The organism is Bradyrhizobium sp. AZCC 1610, from assembly GCF_036924515.1.
Classification (GTDB): domain Bacteria; phylum Pseudomonadota; class Alphaproteobacteria; order Rhizobiales; family Xanthobacteraceae; genus Bradyrhizobium.
On record NZ_JAZHRR010000001.1, the window covers coordinates 5,994,818 to 6,013,906 of the forward strand.

13 protein-coding genes and 3 pseudogenes are annotated in these 19,089 nt (G+C 62.1%); 8 read left to right on the forward strand and 8 right to left on the reverse strand.

Going from position 1 to position 19,089, the window contains the following annotated elements:
* Positions 1-89: 89 nt before the first annotated feature.
* Positions 90-266: pseudogene (locus V1279_RS29510) on the reverse strand (transposase); the annotation flags it as partial.
* A gap of 296 nt (positions 267-562) precedes the next feature.
* Here V1279_RS29510 and V1279_RS29515 point away from each other — a divergent pair.
* Positions 563-913 carry a hypothetical protein gene (locus V1279_RS29515; RefSeq protein ID WP_334443236.1) on the forward strand — a complete coding sequence of 117 codons (351 nt, stop codon included), beginning with the start codon at positions 563-565 and terminating at the stop codon, positions 911-913.
* A 929-nt stretch (positions 914-1,842) separates the two neighbouring features.
* Here V1279_RS29515 and V1279_RS29520 read toward each other — a convergent pair.
* Positions 1,843-2,781 carry a LysR family transcriptional regulator gene (locus V1279_RS29520; protein ID WP_334443238.1) on the reverse strand — a complete coding sequence of 313 codons (939 nt, stop codon included), beginning with the start codon at positions 2,779-2,781 and terminating at the stop codon, positions 1,843-1,845.
* Between the two features lie 298 nt (positions 2,782-3,079).
* On the opposite strand from V1279_RS29520, the gene V1279_RS29525 reads away from it, so the two are divergent.
* Together V1279_RS29525 and V1279_RS29530 are read left to right on the forward strand one after the other, a co-directional pair.
* On the forward strand, positions 3,080-4,048 hold the full coding sequence (locus tag V1279_RS29525) for a Bug family tripartite tricarboxylate transporter substrate binding protein (protein WP_334384053.1): 969 nt from the start codon (positions 3,080-3,082) through the stop codon (positions 4,046-4,048).
* 106 nt (positions 4,049-4,154) lie between these two features.
* Positions 4,155-4,958 carry a class I SAM-dependent methyltransferase gene (locus V1279_RS29530; RefSeq protein WP_334443240.1) on the forward strand — a complete coding sequence of 268 codons (804 nt, stop codon included), beginning with the start codon at positions 4,155-4,157 and terminating at the stop codon, positions 4,956-4,958.
* Between the two features lie 715 nt (positions 4,959-5,673).
* Here V1279_RS29530 and V1279_RS38020 read toward each other — a convergent pair.
* Positions 5,674-5,922, reverse strand: a pseudogene (locus V1279_RS38020) (phage integrase N-terminal SAM-like domain-containing protein); the annotation flags it as partial.
* Positions 5,923-6,205: 283 nt separating this feature from the next.
* Here V1279_RS38020 and V1279_RS29540 point away from each other — a divergent pair.
* A complete protein-coding gene (locus tag V1279_RS29540) occupies positions 6,206-6,661 on the forward strand; it encodes a VOC family protein (RefSeq protein ID WP_334443245.1) in 456 nt (151 codons plus the stop codon).
* 183 nt (positions 6,662-6,844) lie between these two features.
* Positions 6,845-7,447 (forward strand): DUF4337 domain-containing protein, encoded by a 603-nt coding sequence (locus V1279_RS29545; RefSeq protein ID WP_334443247.1) that lies wholly within the window; start codon positions 6,845-6,847, stop codon positions 7,445-7,447.
* Positions 7,448-8,140: 693 nt separating this feature from the next.
* On the opposite strand, the gene V1279_RS29550 is transcribed toward V1279_RS29545, so the two are convergent.
* The 4 genes and pseudogenes from V1279_RS29550 to V1279_RS29565 form a co-directional block, all read right to left on the reverse strand.
* A complete protein-coding gene (locus V1279_RS29550; RefSeq protein WP_334443250.1) occupies positions 8,141-11,293 on the reverse strand; it encodes a multidrug efflux RND transporter permease subunit in 3,153 nt (1,050 codons plus the stop codon).
* 9 nt (positions 11,294-11,302) lie between these two features.
* The gene (locus V1279_RS29555) at positions 11,303-12,508 is read right to left on the reverse strand and encodes an efflux RND transporter periplasmic adaptor subunit (protein ID WP_334443252.1); all 1,206 of its coding nucleotides are present in this window, start codon (positions 12,506-12,508) and stop codon (positions 11,303-11,305) included.
* Between the two features lie 328 nt (positions 12,509-12,836).
* Entirely contained in the window at positions 12,837-13,880 is a 1,044-nt protein-coding gene (locus V1279_RS29560) for an SAM-dependent methyltransferase (RefSeq protein WP_334443255.1), read from the reverse strand.
* Positions 13,881-14,019: 139 nt separating this feature from the next.
* Positions 14,020-14,196, reverse strand: a pseudogene (locus V1279_RS29565) (DUF1295 domain-containing protein); the annotation flags it as partial.
* A gap of 175 nt (positions 14,197-14,371) precedes the next feature.
* Between V1279_RS29565 and V1279_RS29570 the strand changes: the two are divergent.
* The 3 genes from V1279_RS29570 to V1279_RS29580 all read left to right on the forward strand — a co-directional run bounded on the left by V1279_RS29570 (position 14,372) and on the right by V1279_RS29580 (position 16,993).
* Positions 14,372-15,370 carry a flagellar motor protein MotA gene (locus tag V1279_RS29570; protein WP_334443257.1) on the forward strand — a complete coding sequence of 333 codons (999 nt, stop codon included), beginning with the start codon at positions 14,372-14,374 and terminating at the stop codon, positions 15,368-15,370.
* A gap of 145 nt (positions 15,371-15,515) precedes the next feature.
* Positions 15,516-16,544, forward strand: a complete 1,029-nt coding sequence (locus V1279_RS29575; RefSeq protein ID WP_334443259.1) for a peptidoglycan -binding protein — start codon at positions 15,516-15,518, stop codon at positions 16,542-16,544.
* A complete protein-coding gene (locus V1279_RS29580) occupies positions 16,544-16,993 on the forward strand; it encodes a GNAT family N-acetyltransferase (protein WP_334443261.1) in 450 nt (149 codons plus the stop codon). The genes V1279_RS29575 and V1279_RS29580 overlap by 1 nt, the downstream gene beginning before the upstream one ends.
* Before the next feature lie 123 nt (positions 16,994-17,116).
* Here the strand turns inward: V1279_RS29580 and V1279_RS29585 are convergent, their stop codons facing one another.
* Positions 17,117-18,973 (reverse strand): ABC transporter ATP-binding protein/permease, encoded by a 1,857-nt coding sequence (locus tag V1279_RS29585; RefSeq protein ID WP_334443264.1) that lies wholly within the window; start codon positions 18,971-18,973, stop codon positions 17,117-17,119.
* Between the last annotated feature and the right edge of the window lie 116 nt (positions 18,974-19,089).

Here is a 19,089-nt window from a genome sequence, read left to right on the forward strand (position 1 = left end):
CCGGCACTCGTCGAGTGCCGAAGTAGACATTTGACACGTCGGGCAAATCAGCGAGATAAATCCATCATCCACCTAACGAAGCGATTCTAAGAAGTCGTGCGGGGACCATCGGTCGCTGGCAGGTCGCGCCATGGCGCGCCTGAACGCAGGACCCAAGAGATGCCATCGAGCCCGCGGCGGTCATTTACCCGCCAAACGCCGCACGGCTCGTTCGGCAACATCGGCCTAGTGGCGGTCCGCTCATCATCGCTGAATTCGTAGCGCATGATTTGAGGCTCCGGTTTCGAAGCTTGAATCACGTCCGCGGTAGCGCCATCAACCCGCACCGGCCTATAGCGAAACCGCTCTGAATTTACTTCCGCTTTGGGGGCATAGCCGAAATGGCCGGACTTGCCGCTGGGTCGCTCGTGTAGCCATTGACCCGAATCGGACATCGAAAGATTGTCCTCTACCTGTCCAATCTGGATAGAGTTCAGGCAATAGAAGTCATTAAATATTAGTGCCTTTGCTACACAACCGATGGATGCTTCGGATAGCCGCCTCTCTTCTGTTTGGCATTTTCATGGGCCTCATCTCCTATGTCTCAGCTGCACGCTTGAGCGAGTGGTACGAGACGGGCCACCTTTTGATGCACAGGCGGATGGCTATCGGACCCGACGCTGTCACTTACTCCAGCGATCCGATCCTATTTCTCATCGAGTTTGGTTTAAACATCTTCTTGATTGCCATGGGGGGTCTCGGAGTTCTTGCCATGTGCCGAGAAATCATTGGTGAGATGGTAGGCCCCCAATCACGCCTTTTGAGGTTGATCGACTGGCACTACGCCAACCAGATGCCGTCACTCGTTCTTGGCGTTGCTGGTTGGTTCCTGCTGATCGTTTTTGGTTTTGGCCTGCTTTACAGGGGTGCTTGACGGCCCGACCACTCTTCCGCAATTGGCACCTTTGAGACATGCCGAAGCAGGCTCAGGATGTCTGTTTATCGGTGCTGACCGGAAGTGATCTGCCGGCAGTCAGAATGACGCGATTGACCCGAAGCAGACCTCATGTTCGGCGGCTGAATTCCGGGAAGGGCGACCACTCAAGTCCGCGGCATCCGAGAGCTCTGCTCGGGCTAAGCATGTCCGTTACCTTGCCGTTATCAAATACGAAAATCCAAGCCGGGTACTCGCCTCCGCCTACCGGGACCGCACTAACACACACGCTTGGTCTCGCTCCAAAGCCAAACTCGCTGACGTTACGGACGACCGGAGCCGATATCTTTGGATCACGGTATGCACTCACGTCGATTCTGGATGCGACACTGGCGGCTACGAGTTGGCGATAGTTCGATGGAACAGCATTCGCACCGGTCCCCGCATCCACGGTGTGCTGAAAGCATCCAGCCAAAAAGAGCGTCGGTAATACCACTCCAACACAAGTCTTTAGATACGAAACCATGCGCCACTCGCCCCCTCTTTGATTTACTTTAGATAGCATCGTCGGATTGGCTCTCGCAACTGGCACGCCGCTGATCTACCTTGAGACGCACGCATTTGCATTTGGAAAACGCCTATAATCGATCCTACACACTCAAGGGGAAAGCCTTGGTCCACTACCGCCGCGATGCGGCTCCGTTATCGTCGGCTTTTCTAAGAACGGCGATGTCTGCATCTGGCACCTTTGAGACATGCCGACGGACGCTGAAAATGTCTGCTCATTGGGGTAGATCGGAAGTTGTCGGCTCACAGTCGAAATGACGCGTCTGCCCCTTCTCGGACCATGATGCGTGCCTTTTGAAGACATAACGTCACACGGGGATCACGGGGTACGGTTAAAAATTCGACCACGAAACTGTTGACGTTTAGCGCGCACGAAGACCCACGGAGCGGTTGGTCTTGGTAGGCTTTGTGACAGGGAAGACGGTGTGCATGTAGCGGGCCAGGTGTTCGCAAAAAGTGAGGGCGTACGGCGGAAGTGGACGGCGCCTGTCCCACTGAACCGCAACGCGTTCTCGAATGGGCTTGCCCCCGTGCGTTATTCGGGCGACGCGCACTTTGTAGCGATCAGTTCGCTGAAGGGATGGGACGATCGCCACACCTTGCCCAGCCTCTGCCAAGGTCAATAGCGTATGCGATGCGCGGCTCTCCAGCATTACCTTGGGATGGACTTTTGCCAGGCGGCAAGCCGCCTCGAACAGGCGGCGGACGGAATAGCCCGACGGTAACAGGAGCGGGTATGAGATAAGCCGCTCGATCGTTATGACACCGGATTTGCCGAGTTCGACGGTTGCAGCACTGACAGCCAACACATCCGCGGACTGTAGGACGCGCGTCTCGAGGCGAGGATCATCACCTGGGTCAATTCTGATGCCGACATGAGCTTCACCGCGCTCGAGTAGGGCGGGTTGCTCAGGCCCAAGGGCCTCAGTCAATTCGACATGAACCTGCGGAAAGCTCTCAGCATACCGCGGTAGAAACCCGGATAGCACGCTTTCAATCGTGTGCGGCGGGGCTAAGACTTTCAGCCTTCCGCTGTCGCCGCGCCGAAGCGCCGCTGCCCGCTCGTGCACGCTGTTGAGGTCGATTAGGACGCGCCGACAATCCACGAGGAGCTGCTCGCCTTGGGCCGTTAGAACCAAGCGGCGTCCTACACGATCAAAGAGACGTAGCTCGAGCTCCTGCTGAAGATCGCTGATTTGGCGCGACAGCGCGGGCTGCCCAATGCGCAGGTGCACCGCCGCTTTGGACACCGTGCCAAGTTCGGCAATGGTAACAAAAGTTTTCAGGCGCCTCAGATCCATGGTGGCATTTCTATTCCGCGGCGGCATGCTTTACTAGCACAATTATGCATTGGACGAGCGTCCGGTCCGGCGGCAGTGTTCACACAGCTTGGAAGATGGCTCACGCATGCCACTGACCGCTGAGCGACGCACTAGGTGGGAGCCGCGCAGCCGAGGAGAGGAACCAAGCGACGTCACATGCCGTCAAAGCTCGTGAACCTTCAGCGGCGGCGAGCAATCAATCGTCGTCCTGGCCTTGCTGAGCGATAATGCATTGACATGCCCCCGAAGGTGAAACCACAAGCGAAGGAGAAAGCCGATGTGCATAAAACAGCTTTTGTTCGCGAGCCTGACATGCGCTGCCGCTTTTGCGACAACCGCTCAAGCGCAGTATCCCGAGCGCGCCATAAAGATCGTCGTCCCGCAAGCCCCCGGCAGCGCCACAGACAATGGCGCACGCATTCTCGCGCAGGAGCTGTCAAAGGAGCTCGGCCAATCTATCATCATCGAGAACCGGCCAGGCGGCGCTTTCGTCATCGGCAATGACGCGGTCGCAAAGGCGCAGCCCGACGGCTACACGCTGCTGTTCGCCAGTATCGGTGCGTTCGCGATCGCGCAGCATATGGTCGCCAAGCCGCCTTACGATATCGAGCGCGACTTCCAGCCTATCGCGCTAGTCACGACCGGGCACCTCCTGCTTGCTGTCGCGCCCTCGCTGCCGATCCACAGCGTCGTCGAACTGGTCGAGTACGCCAAGAAGAACCCCGGCAAGCTTTCGAACGCGTCGTCGGGCAGCGGTTCGCCGGGCCATGTCAGCGGCGAGCTATTCAAATTCATGAGCGGCACCGACATCGTGCACGTGCCCTACAAGGGCGGGACCGCCGCCATCACGGACCTCATTGCGGGGCGCGTCGATCTCATGTTCGAGAGCCTCACGTCCATCGCGCCGCATGCCAGGCAGAAGGCTATCCGGGCGTTGGGCGTCACCGGTCCGAAGCGTTCGGCCGGCTTCCCCGAGCTGCCGACGATCGCCGAGGCCGGCGTTCCCGGTTATGAAGCGCCGATATGGTTTGGCGTCGCGGCACCAGCCGGCACGCCTCGCCCGATCGCCGATAAACTCAACGCGGCCATCAACCGTGCAATCCAATCTGACTTCTTCAAAGCGCGCTATGAGCAAATCGGCGACGAGCCGGCTGGCGGGACGCCAGAGGAGTTCGCAGCGCTCATCAAGAAGGAATCGGCCAAATGGGCCGATGTCGTAAAGCGCTCCGGCGCGAAATTGGAGTAGGCGCTTATCACAGCGGACGCATGCCAAAACGAATGCCATTGAAGAGGTTGGATGATGCTCACAGCCAAGAGCGTAGTCCGCCTGAACTACGGAAAAGCGGTGAACAATGCCCTCGAACTTTGTGGCGCGGGATCCGGAGACTTATGACTCTTACATGGGACGGTGGAGCAAACGACTTGCTTCAGATTTCCTTGACTTCGCGGGGCTCGTTGAGGGTGGTGCGGTTCTGGACGTAGGCTGTGGGACCGGAAGTTTGACCTTCGAAATCGCCGCCCGGCGCAAAGCCGCATCGATCGATGCTTTGGACTATGAGTCCGAATTTGTGGAGGCGCTAAACACCCGGAAGGGAGCAGCATCGATCAATGTACGACAAGGCGATGCGATGGCTTTGCCATACGAATCGGCTCAATTCGAAATGGCCTTATCTCTTCTGGTTCTTCACTTCGTGCCCGACGCGGTCAGAGCCATTTCTGAGATGGTTCGTGTTGTGAAGCGGGGCGGTGTCGTTGCCGCAGCGGTCTGGGATACTTTCGGAGGAATGCCAAGCCGGCGAATGTTCTGGGACACGGTTGCAGCGATCCATCCGCCGGCGGAGCAGCGAAGGTCAGATCTACTGATCCGTCCGATGACACGGCCGAATGAGCTGCAGACCGCTTTCCAGCATGCTGGCCTCTCGGACGTGGCTGCGACACTCCTCACTATTCGGATGGACTTCGAGAACTTTGAAGACTTTTGGATCCCGGCTGTTTTCGGCCAAGGGACCCACAGTGAGTTCTTGGCTGGTTTGCCTGAGCCGACACAGCGGCAGATCCAGTCAAGCGTCAGGGCAGCTTATCTGGCCGGCCTTCCGGACGGCCCGCGCAGTTTTGCAAGTAGTGCCTGGGCCGTTCGAGGAATGGTAACGCGATGACAAACCCTAGTGAACGGAAACTCGGTGCGGATTGCAGCCCGATTGCGCCCGCTCCTTGTCGATGCTGGCAGGGCCGGAGCACGGCCGGGCCATTCCATTAGAGCGGAATTTCTGCGCACCCGCGTATGTCGGCTTGTGTGAAGGTTTTCGGATGCCGGCCCCATGACGGTGGTGCTGCGGGCACGGGGCCGGCGTCCGCAAACCTCCAAGGGAGGAAACCGCGGGAGGGGGCACGTGGGTAGCGCGGCGAGAACTATGGGAATTTGAGTGCCGCGGATGAGGTGTGTGAATGGAGTCGAGGCGCTCCAGCAAGCCGGTGGACGGTGAAACGGCTGCTGGATGAGCGGCGGGTCGCGTCGACCGCAGTGAAGTGTCGGACGATTTGAGATGACGGCTGGATATTTGAGCGCGTTCTACCGTGGCCGGTCGAAAGGCAGCTAGTGCGACGATCAGATTTGCGGGGGTGTGACGCGGTCATGAGGTGTCGATCCTGATGCGGTTCGTTGGAGCTGTCGGCCGATGCCGTGGCGTTGCACCGCACTCGAAGACCTCGATGCAAACCTGCGCCGTAAGCCACACTCAGCGCCGCCTTGTACTTGAGGCCCGGCGCGGCATCCACGAGCCGCGCCACCTCCTCCGGGCTGAGCACGACCGGCAGCTTGCGGGGCTCGTGGAGGAATGTGGTGTGCTCGATGATATCGGAGCGCCTGAGCGTGATCCTGAAGAAGAACCGCAACGCAGCTACGGTATGATTGAGAATCGGGATGTGCGCGCCGTTCGCCGCCAGATGCAATTGAAAACGTCGGACGTCCTCGAAGCTCGCCGTGTCGGGCGACCGGCCGAGGAAGATAGCAAAATCCTTGATGGTGCGGATGTAGCCTTGTTGGGTCTTTGGCGCTAACTTACGGATCGTCATGTCTTCGATCATGCGCCGCCGCAATGGGCTCATGGCCTCGTCGGTCATGGGGATGCTCCTGTCTTGAGTGAGGTTGTCGAAACCCCTCGATCTCAAGACAGGACGCCCCGTTGCGCTATCCTCTTGGCTGTGTCGACAGCCGCAGTGACCTACCGCGCGAGCGGTTTAGTCCTTTGACCCGAAGCAGACTTCGCCGCAGGCCAACCCGCCTACCGTGCGACGGAGCGAGCTGGTAGCCTTGCAAGAGCGGGAGGGCCGGTTGATGGCAGCTCACCCGGCAGACGTATGGCCGCGCGGCCGAGCGCACGCGTGGATTACAGGGAGTAACAATATGATACTCAATCCGGATCATGTTACTATCGCGGTGGTAGACGCCGGCGCGGCGATCGAGTTCTTCGCGCTCCTTGGCTTCAGAAAAGATCACGTCGCGACGATCGACGGTGGCCTTCCCGCCCGGTACATGGGCATGCCGGGCATGAAAGCGCAGCACATCACCCTCGCACTCGAAGGAGCGGCTTATCCTTTCGAGATCCAGCTGCTTGAGTTTGAGCCGATCCCAGGGACCGATCCGGGTGCGCACCCGACAAATCTGCGAAAACGGGGCTTCAATCACCTCGCGTTCCGCGTCGACGACATTGAGGCGGCCACTGCGCACCTCGTGGCCAACGGCGTAACCATGCTGAGCGACGAAATGGACTACATCAGCCGAAAGCTACGGCTCTTCGAGGGTCCCGAGGGCATCACCCTCGAGTTGGTGCAGCGGGGCGGCTCAGACGCTTCTGGCTAGGTCCTCCAACTAGCGACTCGCCGTTACCCGAGCAATCCGTGATGTCGCCTTCCAGCCGCTATCGAACACGGTGTAGGCAGGACCGCATTCTGCGGAACAAATCAACGTGCTCGTGCGTCGCGATGGTGACATAACGCCGTTGTTTATCGTGCCTGCCCTTTAGGAGCGAGGAGGAGCCGATCGATGAAAGCCGAAGACGCAGCGGACATGATGGATCAGGAAAAGGAGAACGACCGCTTCAAGCAGCGCGCGGCGGTCAGCATCGCCATTCTGGCGATGCTGCTGGCCATCACCGGGCTTGGCGGCGCCAACGCCGACAAGGAGGCGACCAACAACAACATCTATGCCGCGAACCACTATGCCTTCTACCAGGCCAAGAACATCCGCCAGACCGACTACAACCTCGCGGCCGACGCGATCGAACTGGCGTTCCTGCAGGACGGAAGCCTCAACGCCGAGGCCAGGACGGCCCTGAAGGCAAAAGCGGAGGCCTATCGCAAGACGGCGGCACGCTACGAGTCCGAGCCCGAGACGCAGGAGGGCAAGAAGGAATTGATGGCGCGGGCCAAGGACTACGAGAGCAGGCGCGACCATGCGCTGAAGCAGGATCCCTACTTCGACTATGCCGAAGCTCTTCTGCAGATCGCCATCGTGCTGATCTCGGTCTCGATCGTCGCGACGCTGCCCTGGCTTGCGATCGTCGGCGGCATCGTCGGTGCCGCGGGTGGCCTGCTGATGGTCAACGGCTATACACTGGCGGTCGAGATACCGTTTCTGGCAGCATAGTGGTCCGCACGCACGCTGCGCCGGTCGGATGGGTGCTGTTTGGCAAGGACGAGGGGAGCACTATACTGAGGCCGCTTCAGTTGGCGGGTTCTTTCACTTCGCGAATGTCACCTGTTGGCACTTTTGCGACATGCCGATCGGCCCTGACGATGTCCGTTCACCGGGGTACACCGGAAGTCTTCGTCGGACGGTGTAAACGACGCTTTTGACCCAAAGCAGACTTGCTGGGGCCAGCGCTGCCTAAGTAAAGTGCGAGTGAAACGCCCAACGATTATTTTACAAACACCAACATATCATCTCATCCTATGGGCCGAGGCTTAGTTATTCTAGTATCCATTTTTGTGGTGATGGGCGTGTTCATTTGGGGCGCAGTTCAGACCCATCGAAATCCAAACGCTCAGCACAGCATTGGATGGCTCGTTTTTTTCGTGATTGCGGTTTTGCTCTTCACGCATCTTGCTGCGAGTTTGCTCTGACTTCCGTTGTTGGCACATAGCGTCGTTTCGCTGCTATGCAGCAGCACGTCGGCTATCGGGGCATAGCCGACTCTGGCGCGGCGTCAGCCCGGCAAATTTATGGGTTCATGGACTGGATGCATCGGCCGCCGCCTGCGCCAAGGCTTGTCGACGTCCCGAGACCGCAGGTCCCGGCGAAGCCCTGGCGTCGCGAGGTCACGGAGCATGACAACGTCTATCACTTCACTGGCGCCGGCGGGCCGACCACCTCGGCTCCCGCCGCCTCCTCCACCTTCTCGCGGTCCCCCGCCAGCACGCGCTGCACGCTGACGAAGAACACCGGCACCATCAAGAGCGCCAGGATCACCACCGCGATCATGCCGCCCATGACGCTGGTGCCGAGGGCCTGCTGGCTGGCGCCGCCGGCGCCGGTCGCGATCGCCATCGGTAGCACGCCGCAGACGAAGGCGAGGCCCGTCATCAGGATCGGGCGGAAGCGCAAGGAGCAGGCTTCGACCGTTGCCTCGACCAGCGGCTTGCCCTGCGCGCGCAGATCCTTGGCGAACTCGATGATGAGGATGGCGTCTTTTGCCGCGAGCCCAATGATGGTGATCAGGCCGACGGTGAAATAGACGTCGTTCGGCAGCCCGCGCATGGTCGCCGCGATCACCGCGCCGCAGATGCCGAGCGGCACCGTCAGCAGCACCGCGAGCGGTATGGTCCAGCTTTCGTAGAGAGCTGCGAGCAGCAGGAACACCACCAGCACCGAGAGACCAAGCAGGAACGGCGCCTGGGAGCCGGACAGCTTTTCCTGCAGCGACTGCCCGGTCCATTCGTAGCCGAAGCCGCGCGGCAGCTTGCCCGCGAGCCGCTCCATCTCGGCGATGGCGTCGCCGGAGGTGAAGCCGGGCTTGGCCTCGCCAGAGATGCGCACGGCGGGATAGTAGTTGAAGCCCGCGATCTGGGTCGGCCCCCTCGACCACTGAACCGTGGCAAAGGCGGAGAACGGCACCAATTGCCCGCGGCTGTTCTTGACGTTGTAGTTGAGGATGTCGTCCGCGTTCATGCGGCTGGCGCGATCGGCCTGCACGATCACGCGCTGCATCCGCCCGCGGTTCGGGAAGTCGTTGATGTAGTTCGAGCCGAGATTGGTCGAGATGGTCTGATTGATGTCCTCGAAGGTGACGCCGAATGCGCCGGCCTTTTCGCGGTCGATCACCAGATTGACCTGCGGCGCCGGCGGCAGGCCCTCGACATAAACCTTCTGCAGCACGCGGCCGGCATTGGCTTCCGCGATCAGGCGATCGGACGCAGCGACCAGCGCCGGATAACCCTTCTGCCCGCGGTCCTGCAGGCGGAACGAGAAGCCCGAGGAATTGCCGAGATTGTCGATCGGCGGCGGCTGCAGCGCTGAAATCCTGGCGTCGCGGATCGAAGACAGCTCGCGGTTGACGTCGGCGACGATCGCCGCAGCGGAATCCTTTTTGCCCCGCTCCGACCAGTCCTTCAGCGTGATGAAGGCCTGCGCGGTGTTCATGCCCTGGCCGAGGAAGCTGAAGCCGGTCAGGAACGTGACGTCCTCGACGCCGGCGCGCTCGCGGAGATATTTTTCGACCTGCTCGACCGCGGCCTCGGTGCGGGCATAGGAGGAGTCGGACGGCGTCTGCACGTCGGTGGTGATAAAACCCTGGTCGTCGACCGGCAGGAAGCCGCCGGGCAGCCGCACGAAGGCCCAGCCCAGGCCGATGAACAGCACCGCGTAGATCGCCATTAGCCGGCCGGTGCGCTTCAGCGATCCCTTGACGGTGCGCGTATAACCGCCGCGGCCGCTCTCGAGCACACGGTTGAACCAGCCGAACACGCCCTTCTTCGCATGACCATGGCCTGCTTCAACCGGTTTCAGCAGCGTCGCGCACAGCGCCGGCGTCAGCGAGAGCGCCAGCAGCGCGGAGAAAGCGATGGCGGACACCATGGTGACCGAGAACTGGCGGTAGATGATGCCGACCGATCCCGGGAAGAACGCCATCGGCACGAACACCGCCATCAGCACCAGCGTGATGCCGATGATGGCGCCTGTGATCTGCGACATCGCCTTGCGGGTCGCTTCCTTCGGCGGCAGGCCCTCCTCCGCCATGATGCGCTCGACGTTCTCGACCACGACGATGGCGTCGTCGACGAGAATGCCGACCGCCAGCACCATGCCGAACATCGTCAGCATGTTGATGGAATAGCCGGCCGCCATCAGTATCGCGCAGGTGCCGAGCAGCGCCACCGGCACCACGATGGTCGGGATGATGGTGTAGCGGATGTTCTGCAGGAACAGGAACATCACGATAAAGACCAGCACCACCGCCTCGACCAGCGTCATCAGCACCTTGTTGATCGAGGCCTTGACGACGGGCGTGATGTTGTAGGGAATTTCGTAGCCGATATTGGTCGGAAAGAACTTCGACAGCTCTTTCATCTTGGCTTCGACGGCGCTGGCAGTTGCGAGCGCGTTGCCGGTCGGCGACAGCAGCACCGAAAGGCCCGCGGTCGGCTTGCCGTTGAGCCGCGTGTTGAACTGGTAGCTCAAGCCGCCGATCTCGATGCGCGCGACATCGCGCAGCCGCACGGTTGATCCGTCCGGATTGGCGCGCAGCGTGATCGCGCCGAATTCATCGGGCGAGGCGAGCTGGCCCTTGACCAGCACCAGCGCGGAAATCTTCTGTTCCGGCGTGCTCGGCTCGGCGCCGACGCTGCCCGAGGCCACCTGCGCGTTCTGTGCTGTTATCGCCTTGTTGACGTCGTCGGCGGTGAGGCCGTAGCCGACCAGTTTGGCCGGATCGACCCAGATGCGCAGGGAACGCTCGGTCGAATAGAGCGTGGCGCGGCCGACGCCGGGAATGCGCCTGATTTCGCCGAGCACGTTGCGGATCATGAAATCGCCGAGGCCGATTTCGTCGAGCGAGCCGTCGGCCGAGTTCAGCGTGATGATCTGCAGCACGGCCGAGGAGGCTTCCTCGACCAGAATGCCCTGCTGGATCACCGCGCGCGGCAGCCGCGCCTCGACGCGCTTGAGGCGGTTTTGCACTTCCACCGAGGCCGCGCCGGTCTCGGTGCCAGGCACGAAGTTGGCGATGATTTCGACCTGCCCCAGCGAGTCGCTGGTGGATTCGAAATTGAGGATGCCGGAGGCGCCGTTGAGTTCCTCCTCGATCAGCCGCGTGACGCTGTTGTAGAGATTTTCCGGCGACGCGCCGGGATAGCTGGTCGAGATCGAAATTGAGGGCGGCGCGATGATCGGATATTGCGCGACTGCCAGCAGCGGAATCGAAATCGCGCCGATCAGGCAGATGAAAAGCGCAACCACCCAGGCGAAGATCGGCCTGTCAATGAAGAAGGAGGGCATATCCCGATCTCAGTGGGACGCTTGCGTCGCCGGTGCGGCTGGAATTGTACCAACCGAGGCATCCGCATCGATCCACGCCTTCGACTTGACCTTGTCGCCGGGAACAAACTTCTGGAACCCGTCGACGATGACGCGATCGCCGTCCTTCAGGCCCTCGCTGACCAGCCAGAAGCCGTCCTGCATCGGGCCGGTGCGGACCGGCTGCGTCGCGACGCGGCCGTCGTCCTTGACCACGAAGACCTCGCTGGCGCCGCCAGCATCGCGCTGGATCGCCTGCTGCGGCACGGCCATGGCATCGGAATCGATGCCCTGTTCGATCAGGACGCGGACATACATGCCCGGCAGCAGTTCGCGATTCGGATTCGGAAACTGGCCGCGCAGCGTGACCTGCCCGGTATAGGCGTCCACTTTGGCTTCGGAAAACAGCAATTTTCCGGAAATCGGATAGAGCGTGCCGTCGTCGAGCACGAGGCGAACCTTGGCCGCTCCGGGCGCGATCCGGTCGAGGTCGCCGCTTTCGAGTGCACGGCGCAGCTTGTTCATCTCCGCTATCGATTGGGTGAAGTCGGCGTAGATTGGATCGAGTTGCTGGATCGTGGCGAGGCTGGTGGTCTCGTTCTGCACCACCAGCGCGCCTTCGCTCACCAGCGCGGCGCCGACGACGCCGCTGATCGGCGCGCGGATCGTTGCGTAATCGAGATTGAGTTTCGCGCGGGCGACATCGGCCCTGCGGCTGCCAACTTCCGCCTCAGCCTGGCGTTGGGCTCCAATGGCCTTTTCGTTCTCTGCCTCGGGCGCGGCGCGCTGGCTGGTCAGCGTCGCAATGCGCCGGGCGTGCTGGCTGGCGAGATCGAGCGCGGCTTCCGCCTTGTCCAGTGCGGCTTCGCTCGCCTGCAGTTCCACCTCGAACGGTTTGGGGTCGATCCGGTACAGGGGATCGCCGGCCTTCACCTCGGTGCCCTGCTCGAACAGGCGCTCGACGACGATGCCTGAAACCCGCGCACGGACTTCCGAAACCCGGGTGGGTGCGATTCGGCCGGGCAATTCGCGAACGATGGCGCGGGCCTGAGATCTGACGGTGAAAGTGCCCACCTCAGGGTCGGGCGGCTTTGCCGCTGCGGTTGCGGCGATGGGTTCATTGCAGCCAGCCAAAAGCGGCGCCATCGCAGTCAACATCAAAACGATGCATGCCGATTGCGTTCGAAGTCCGGACATTGAAAGCATTGCCCCAGTTCAAGTTGGAGAGCGCGAATTGAGCATTCGCGACGTTGTCGTAGGAGGACGTCCTAAGCGATCTTGGGAACTCACGGTTGATGGAATATAGAATAGGGCGAGCCTGCTGCGACGCAATACGGTCTCGCGGCGGCTCAATGTCACACAACCGCTATCGCGCTGAATTAGCGTCCATTTTTCCGGACTCACTCGATTGTGAGCCGGGTTCACAATGGCGTTCCTGGTTTGGATCGAAAACCAGCGACAGGAAACGGTCGTTTGGCTGCATACGATTGCAGCAGATGCCGGAACGCGAGGCATCCGGCACGAATCAGTTGAGGCCGGCCTGACCGGCCGCCTTCATCCGGTAATGGCTAACGCCCCACTCGCTGCCACCGGCGTAACCGAACAGGCCTGCGGTGGCGAGAAGGAACCAGCGCCAGCGCCGCATCCTCAACGCGGTCTCGCCGCCGTAAACCTTGCGGAGCACGCCTTCGATTTCGTCGCGGTGCGTGTCGAAATTGCCCAGCCAGTCCTGTGCCGTTCGCTGGTAATGCGTGCCGCTCCAGCGCCATTCCTTTTCGACCTCGAGCAGATCGGCATATTGCCGGATCAGATGATGGCTTGGCATCACGCCGCCGGTAAAGAAACGTTGCGCGATCCAGTTCTCGCCATCGGCGCGATCGAACAGATAGGCGCCGGAGCGATGGGTGAAGATGTGCAGGAAGAAGCGGCCATCGGGTTCCAGCCATGTGCGCAGACGCGTCATCAGTTCGCGCCAGTCTACCATGTGCTCGAACATCTCGATCGAGACGATGCGGTCGAACCGCGCCTCGGGCACGAACACGTTCATGTCTGACGTGATGACGCGCAGATTGGCCAGGCCGCGCTTTCCCGCTTCGCCCTCGATATATTCGCGCTGCGCGTTCGAGTTGGAAATCGCCGTGACCTGCGAATGCGGAAATTGCCGCGCCATCCACAGCGACAGCGAACCCCAGCCGCAGCCGAGCTCGAGGATCGATTGTCCGCCGACGAGATCGGCGTGCTCGACGGTCTGGCGCAGCGCTTCCTCCTCGGCCTCCTGCAGGGTCGAGGACGCCTCCCTGTAGAAGCAACAGGAATACTTGAGATTGGGACCGAGCAGGCGGGCAAAGAACTCGACCGGCACCTCGTAGCGCCGGATAGCGGCCTCGTCGGAATATTCGGCGATGGCGCGCGCCGCCATTTCGTCGGCGAGCCAGGCATCGCTTTCCGCGTTCCCGGTGGCGAGCCTCGTGGCGGCGCGCGAGCAGAGCTGGTGGATGGCCGCCCGGATAATGGCGTCGGGCAGCGGCACGCGCTCGGCGGTGCCCATGATCGTGGAGACGAAGCTCATGTGACCACTCCCTTTTTAAGCACGATGCTTTGCGAAGCCGGTCCCCACGCTGCGCTAACGCGACCCTTCCGGGTCGGGATCATGCCGGCGGCGGCTGCGGGAAGATCGGGCTGGTACGCAACCGGCGGTCGCTATAGCGCCACTGCCGGGCATTGGGCGGGGCGCCTCCGACGCTGGCCAGGCCGAGCGAAAAGGTCCAGATGGTATCGACCCAACCGGAATTGCCGGTCCGCTGCTGCACCATCCAGGCGCCCGCCATCAGGACCGAAAGCGACGCGGCATTGGCCAACGGCGCCTCAAGATATAAGGCCGTCATGAAAAAATCCCGGTTGGACATCGAAACGTTGCAAAATACGCTGATGTCAAAGCCGGGTTTCGGGAGAGGTTCCACCATCGTCCACTCGAAATCGCGGCTTCCCAGCTTTTTTCTCCAGCCCGCTGTGCCATATTGGTTCCCCAGCGCGGCTTTTCGTAACGGATGACACCTGCAAATGCCCTCAGGCCCTTCCTCCCGCTCCGAAATGGAGATCGAACTGAGCAAACTGTCCTCGCCCCGGATTTTCCTGGTGCGGATGCTGGTGTTCCTGGTGCTGTGCGCGCTGGTCACGATCGTGCTCTACAAGCAGATCATCGTCGCGTTCTTTGCCAATCCCGGCCTCAACGCGCTGATCGGCGGGGTGCTCCTGATCGGCATCATCCTGTCGTTCCGGCAGGTGATCCGGCTCTATCCGGAAGTGGCCTGGGTCAACAGTTTCCGTATTGCCGATCCCGGGCTGGCGATCGAGCGGCGGCCGACCTTGCTGGCGCCGATGGCGGCGATTCTCGGCGGCGAGCGCTCGGGGCGGATGACGATCTCGCAGCAAACCATGCGGCATCTGCTGGATTCGATCGCGACGCGGCTGGATGAGGCCCGCGATATCTCCCGCTATATGACGGGCTTGCTGGTCTTTCTCGGCCTGCTCGGCACTTTCTGGGGTCTGATCGAAACCGTAGGCTCGGTCGGCAAGGTGATCGACGGTTTGAAGGTCGGCGGCGATGCCGGCTCCCTGTTCGACACCCTGAAGGAGGGACTGGCGGCCCCGCTCGGCGGCATGGGCATTTCGTTCTCGTCCTCGCTGTTCGGCCTTGCCGGTTCGCTGATCCTGGGCTTCCTCGACCTGCAGTCGAGCCAGGCGCAGAACCGCTTCTATACCGACCTCGAGGACTGGCTCGCCTCCACGGTGAAAGAATATGGCGGCGACGGCGGACCCGGCGTCGGCGGCGAGTTGCAGCATGCGATGGATCGGCTTCGCACGGTGGTCGAGGAAAGCGGCGGCAGCCGCAACACCACGGCGGCGATGGCCAACCTCGCCGAGGCCATCCAGGGCCTGGTCGCGCATATGCGCACCGAACAGCAAATGATCCGCGAATGGGCCGACGGCCAGGGCGAGCAAAACCGCGAGATCAAGAAGCTGCTGGAGCGGATCGCCAAGCAGCCCGAGAAGAGCTGAAGTGGAATGTTCGTGTCCCGGACGCGGCGCAGCACGAAAGTGATGCGACGCAGAGCCGGGACCCATCGCTGGTAGGTCCCGGCTCTGCGGAGCAGCGTTCCACGCTGCACCGCGTCCGGGACACGAGATTGTCGGAGAATTCAAAATGGCCCTCGCCCGTGCACGCCGCAGCGAATCCGGTTTCAACTACTGGCCGGGGTTCGTCGACGCACTGTCGACACTGGTGCTGTCGATCGTGTTCCTGCTGTCGGTATTCCTGGTGGTGCAGTTCTTCCTGTCGCAGGAAGTCACCGGCAAGGACAAGGCGCTGGAGCAGCTCAACGCCAAGATCGCACAGCTCAACGACCTGCTGTCGCTGGAAAAGCTCGGCAAGATCACGCTCGACGACCAGGTCGGGCAACTGCGCGCCGGCCTTGCCGCCGCCGAAAGCGAACGCGACCGCATCAAGGGGCTTTACGAGGGGCTGGCCAGCGCCGGCGGCGACGCCCAGGGCCGCACCAGCGAGCTCAACAAGGCGCTCGAATCCGAAAAGACGGTGTCCTCGCGCGCGCTCGCCCAGATCGAGGTGCTGAACCAGCAGATCAGCGCGCTGCGCCGCCAGCTCGCGGCGCTCGAGGAAGCGCTGGAGGCCTCCGAAAAGCGCGACAAGGAATCGCAGGGGCGGATTGCCGATCTCGGCCAGCGGCTGAATGTCGCGCTGGCGCAGCGCGTGCAGGAATTGTCGCGCTACCGCTCGGAATTCTTCGGCCGCCTGCGCGCCATTCTGGGCAATCGCCCCGATATCCGGATCGTCGGCGACCGTTTTGTCTTTCAGTCGGAAGTATTTTTTGACACCGGTCAGGCATTGCTGCTGCCCGAGGGCCGCGCCGAGCTGGATAAACTTGCAACGGCGCTGATCGATCTGGACAAGCAGATTCCGAGCGAGATCGGCTGGGTGCTGCGGGTCGACGGCCACACCGACATGCGGCCAATCAACTCTCCGCTGTTCAAATCGAACTGGGAATTGTCGTCGGCGCGCGCCATCGCCGTGGTGCAATATCTGGTTTTCCTCGGCGTCCCCGCACAGCGTCTGGTCGCCGCCGGCTTTGCCGAATTCCAGCCGCTCGACGCCGCGCCGAACGAAGACGCCTACAAGCGCAACCGCCGCATCGAGCTGAAGCTGACGGAACGGTAGTGACCGCAGATTTCACGCTCCGTCCCTATCGTGCCGAGGACGAAGACGCTGCGATCGAACTGTGGCGGCTGACGTGGCAGCAGGCCTACCCCGCAATCGATTTCACCGCGCGGGTGGCGTGGTGGCGCGAGCGCTGGCGCAACGAGCTGGTGCCGAATGCTTCGATCATCGTCGCCGAACACGCGGATGCGCTGATCGGGTTCGTGACCATCGACGGATCAGGCTATCTCGACCAGCTCGTGGTCAGCCCCGATCACTGGGGTTCGAAACTCGCCGGCGCGTTGGTCGATGAAGCGAAACGCCTGTCGCCCGGCGGCGTTACCCTAAAAGTCAACAAGGACAACGCCCGCGCCATCCGCTTCTACGAGCGCAACGGCTTTGGGCATGCCGGGGAGGACGTCAATCCGACATCGGGGCGTCCGGTCTTGCGGATGGAGTGGAAGGGGTGACATCGCTGCGCGCTTCAACGGTACGGTTGTAGCCCGGATGGAGCGAAGCGCAATCCGGGGCCCCGCGTTCAAGAATCCCGGATTGCGCTATGCTTCATCCGGGCTACGCAACGCAATGTCGCTTCAAACTCCCTCGAACTGCAACCGCGCCAACCGCGCGTACAGCCCGTTCGCCGCAACCAGCTCCGCATGCGTGCCTTGTTCGACGATCCTGCCCTGATCCATCACCATAATGCGGTCGCAGGACAGCACGGTCGCGAGGCGGTGCGCGATCACCAGCGTGGTGCGATGGCGCATCAATTCTTCCAGCGCGGTCTGCACCAGCGTCTCGCTTTCCGCATCGAGCGCGGAAGTGGCTTCGTCGAGCAATAGCAGCGGCGCGTCGCGCAGGATCGCGCGCGCGATCGCGATACGCTGGCGCTGGCCGCCGGAAAGCGTCACGCCGCGCTCGCCGAGTTGCGCCGCGAAGCCGCCGGGCAGGCGCCGAAGGAATTCGGTGGCATGGGCGAGATCGGCGGCGCGCTCGACTTCGGCATCGCTGGCGTCAGGCCGGCCAAAGCGGATGTTTTCGCGCGCGGAGGCCGCGAACACCACCGAGTCCTGCGGCACCAGCGCGATGCGCGCGCGCACGTCAACCGGATCGGCCGATCTGACCGGTACCCCGTCGAGCGAAATCGTGCCGCGTGCGGGGTCGTAAAAGCGCAGCAGAAGGTGAAACAACGTGCTCTTGCCTGCCCCTGACGGGCCGACGATCGCGACTTTTTCTCCCGCCTTAACCGCGAGCGAGACATTGTCGATCGCAAGCGCGTCCGGCCGCGTCGGATAGGCGAAGCTGACATTCTCGAAACCGACGTCACCGCGCGCAGGCTGCGGCAGCGCGACCGGCTGCGGCGGGGCCGTGATCTGCGATTTGACCCGCAGGATCTCAAGCAACCGCTCGGCGGCGCCCGAGGCGGCCGAGACTTCGCCCCAGACCTCGCTGAGCTGGCCGAGACCGGTGGCCGCGAATGCCGCATACAGCACGAACTGGCCGAGCCGGCCCGGCGTGATCTGGCCGGTCAGCACATCGTGCGAGCCGACCCAGAGGATCGCCACGACGCTGGAGAACACGATGAAGATGATGATCAGCGTCAGCACCGCGCGCGCTCGCGTCGAGCTGCGCGCCGCCTCATAGGCCTGCTCGACCTCGCCGCCGAAGCGGCCCGTCGCCAGTCGCTCGCTGGTATAGGCCTGCACGGTCCTGATCGCGCCGATCAGTTCGGAGGCGTAGGCGCTGGCGTCCGCCAGCGTATCCTGCGCGTTGCGCGACAGCCGCCGTACCCAGCGCCCGAACGCCACCAGCGGAATCACGATCAGCGGAATCGCCAGCAGCACGAAACCCGACAATTTCGGGCTCGTGATCACCATCATGGCGGCGGCGCCGATGAACAGCATCACGTTGCGCAGCGCGATCGACACCGAGGCGCCGACCGCGGATTTGATCTGGGTGGTATCGGCCGTCAGCCGCGACACCAGTTCGCCCGAGCGCGCGGAATCGAAGAAGGCGGGCGACAGCGAGACCAGATGCGCGAACACGTCGCGCCTGAGATCGGCGACGATGCGCTCGCCGATCGTCATGACGAGGTAGTAGCGCGACGCGCTGGCCGCAGCCAGCACCGCGACAATGGCGATCATGACGCTGAAATAGCTGTTGATCAGCGCGATGCCTTCGGGGCTGAAGCCGAAATCGATCATGCGCCTGACCGCGATCGGCACGACAAGCGTGGTGATCGCCGCAATCGTCAGCGAGATGAAGGCGAGAGCCGCGCGTCCGCGATAGCGCGCGACGTAAGGCGCCAGTGCCAGCAGCGGACGGAGCTTGGCGCTCGTCTTGGCCGGCGACCGCGTCAACTGGGATTCGATGAAGGCCTCCTCCTCGAGCAGGGCATCGCGCCGTGGAGGCGTGCTGGGGGTGGCTTCAAACTGTTCCGCTGCGCTCATGAAATCCGACCGGTTTTTGCCGCCCCCAGATAGGCCCCGCAGGGCCCCTCTGGCAAATCCGGGAGATTCCCAATCAGGGCTTATACGTAGCTTGTTTTGGCAGGCGGCTTACGTTA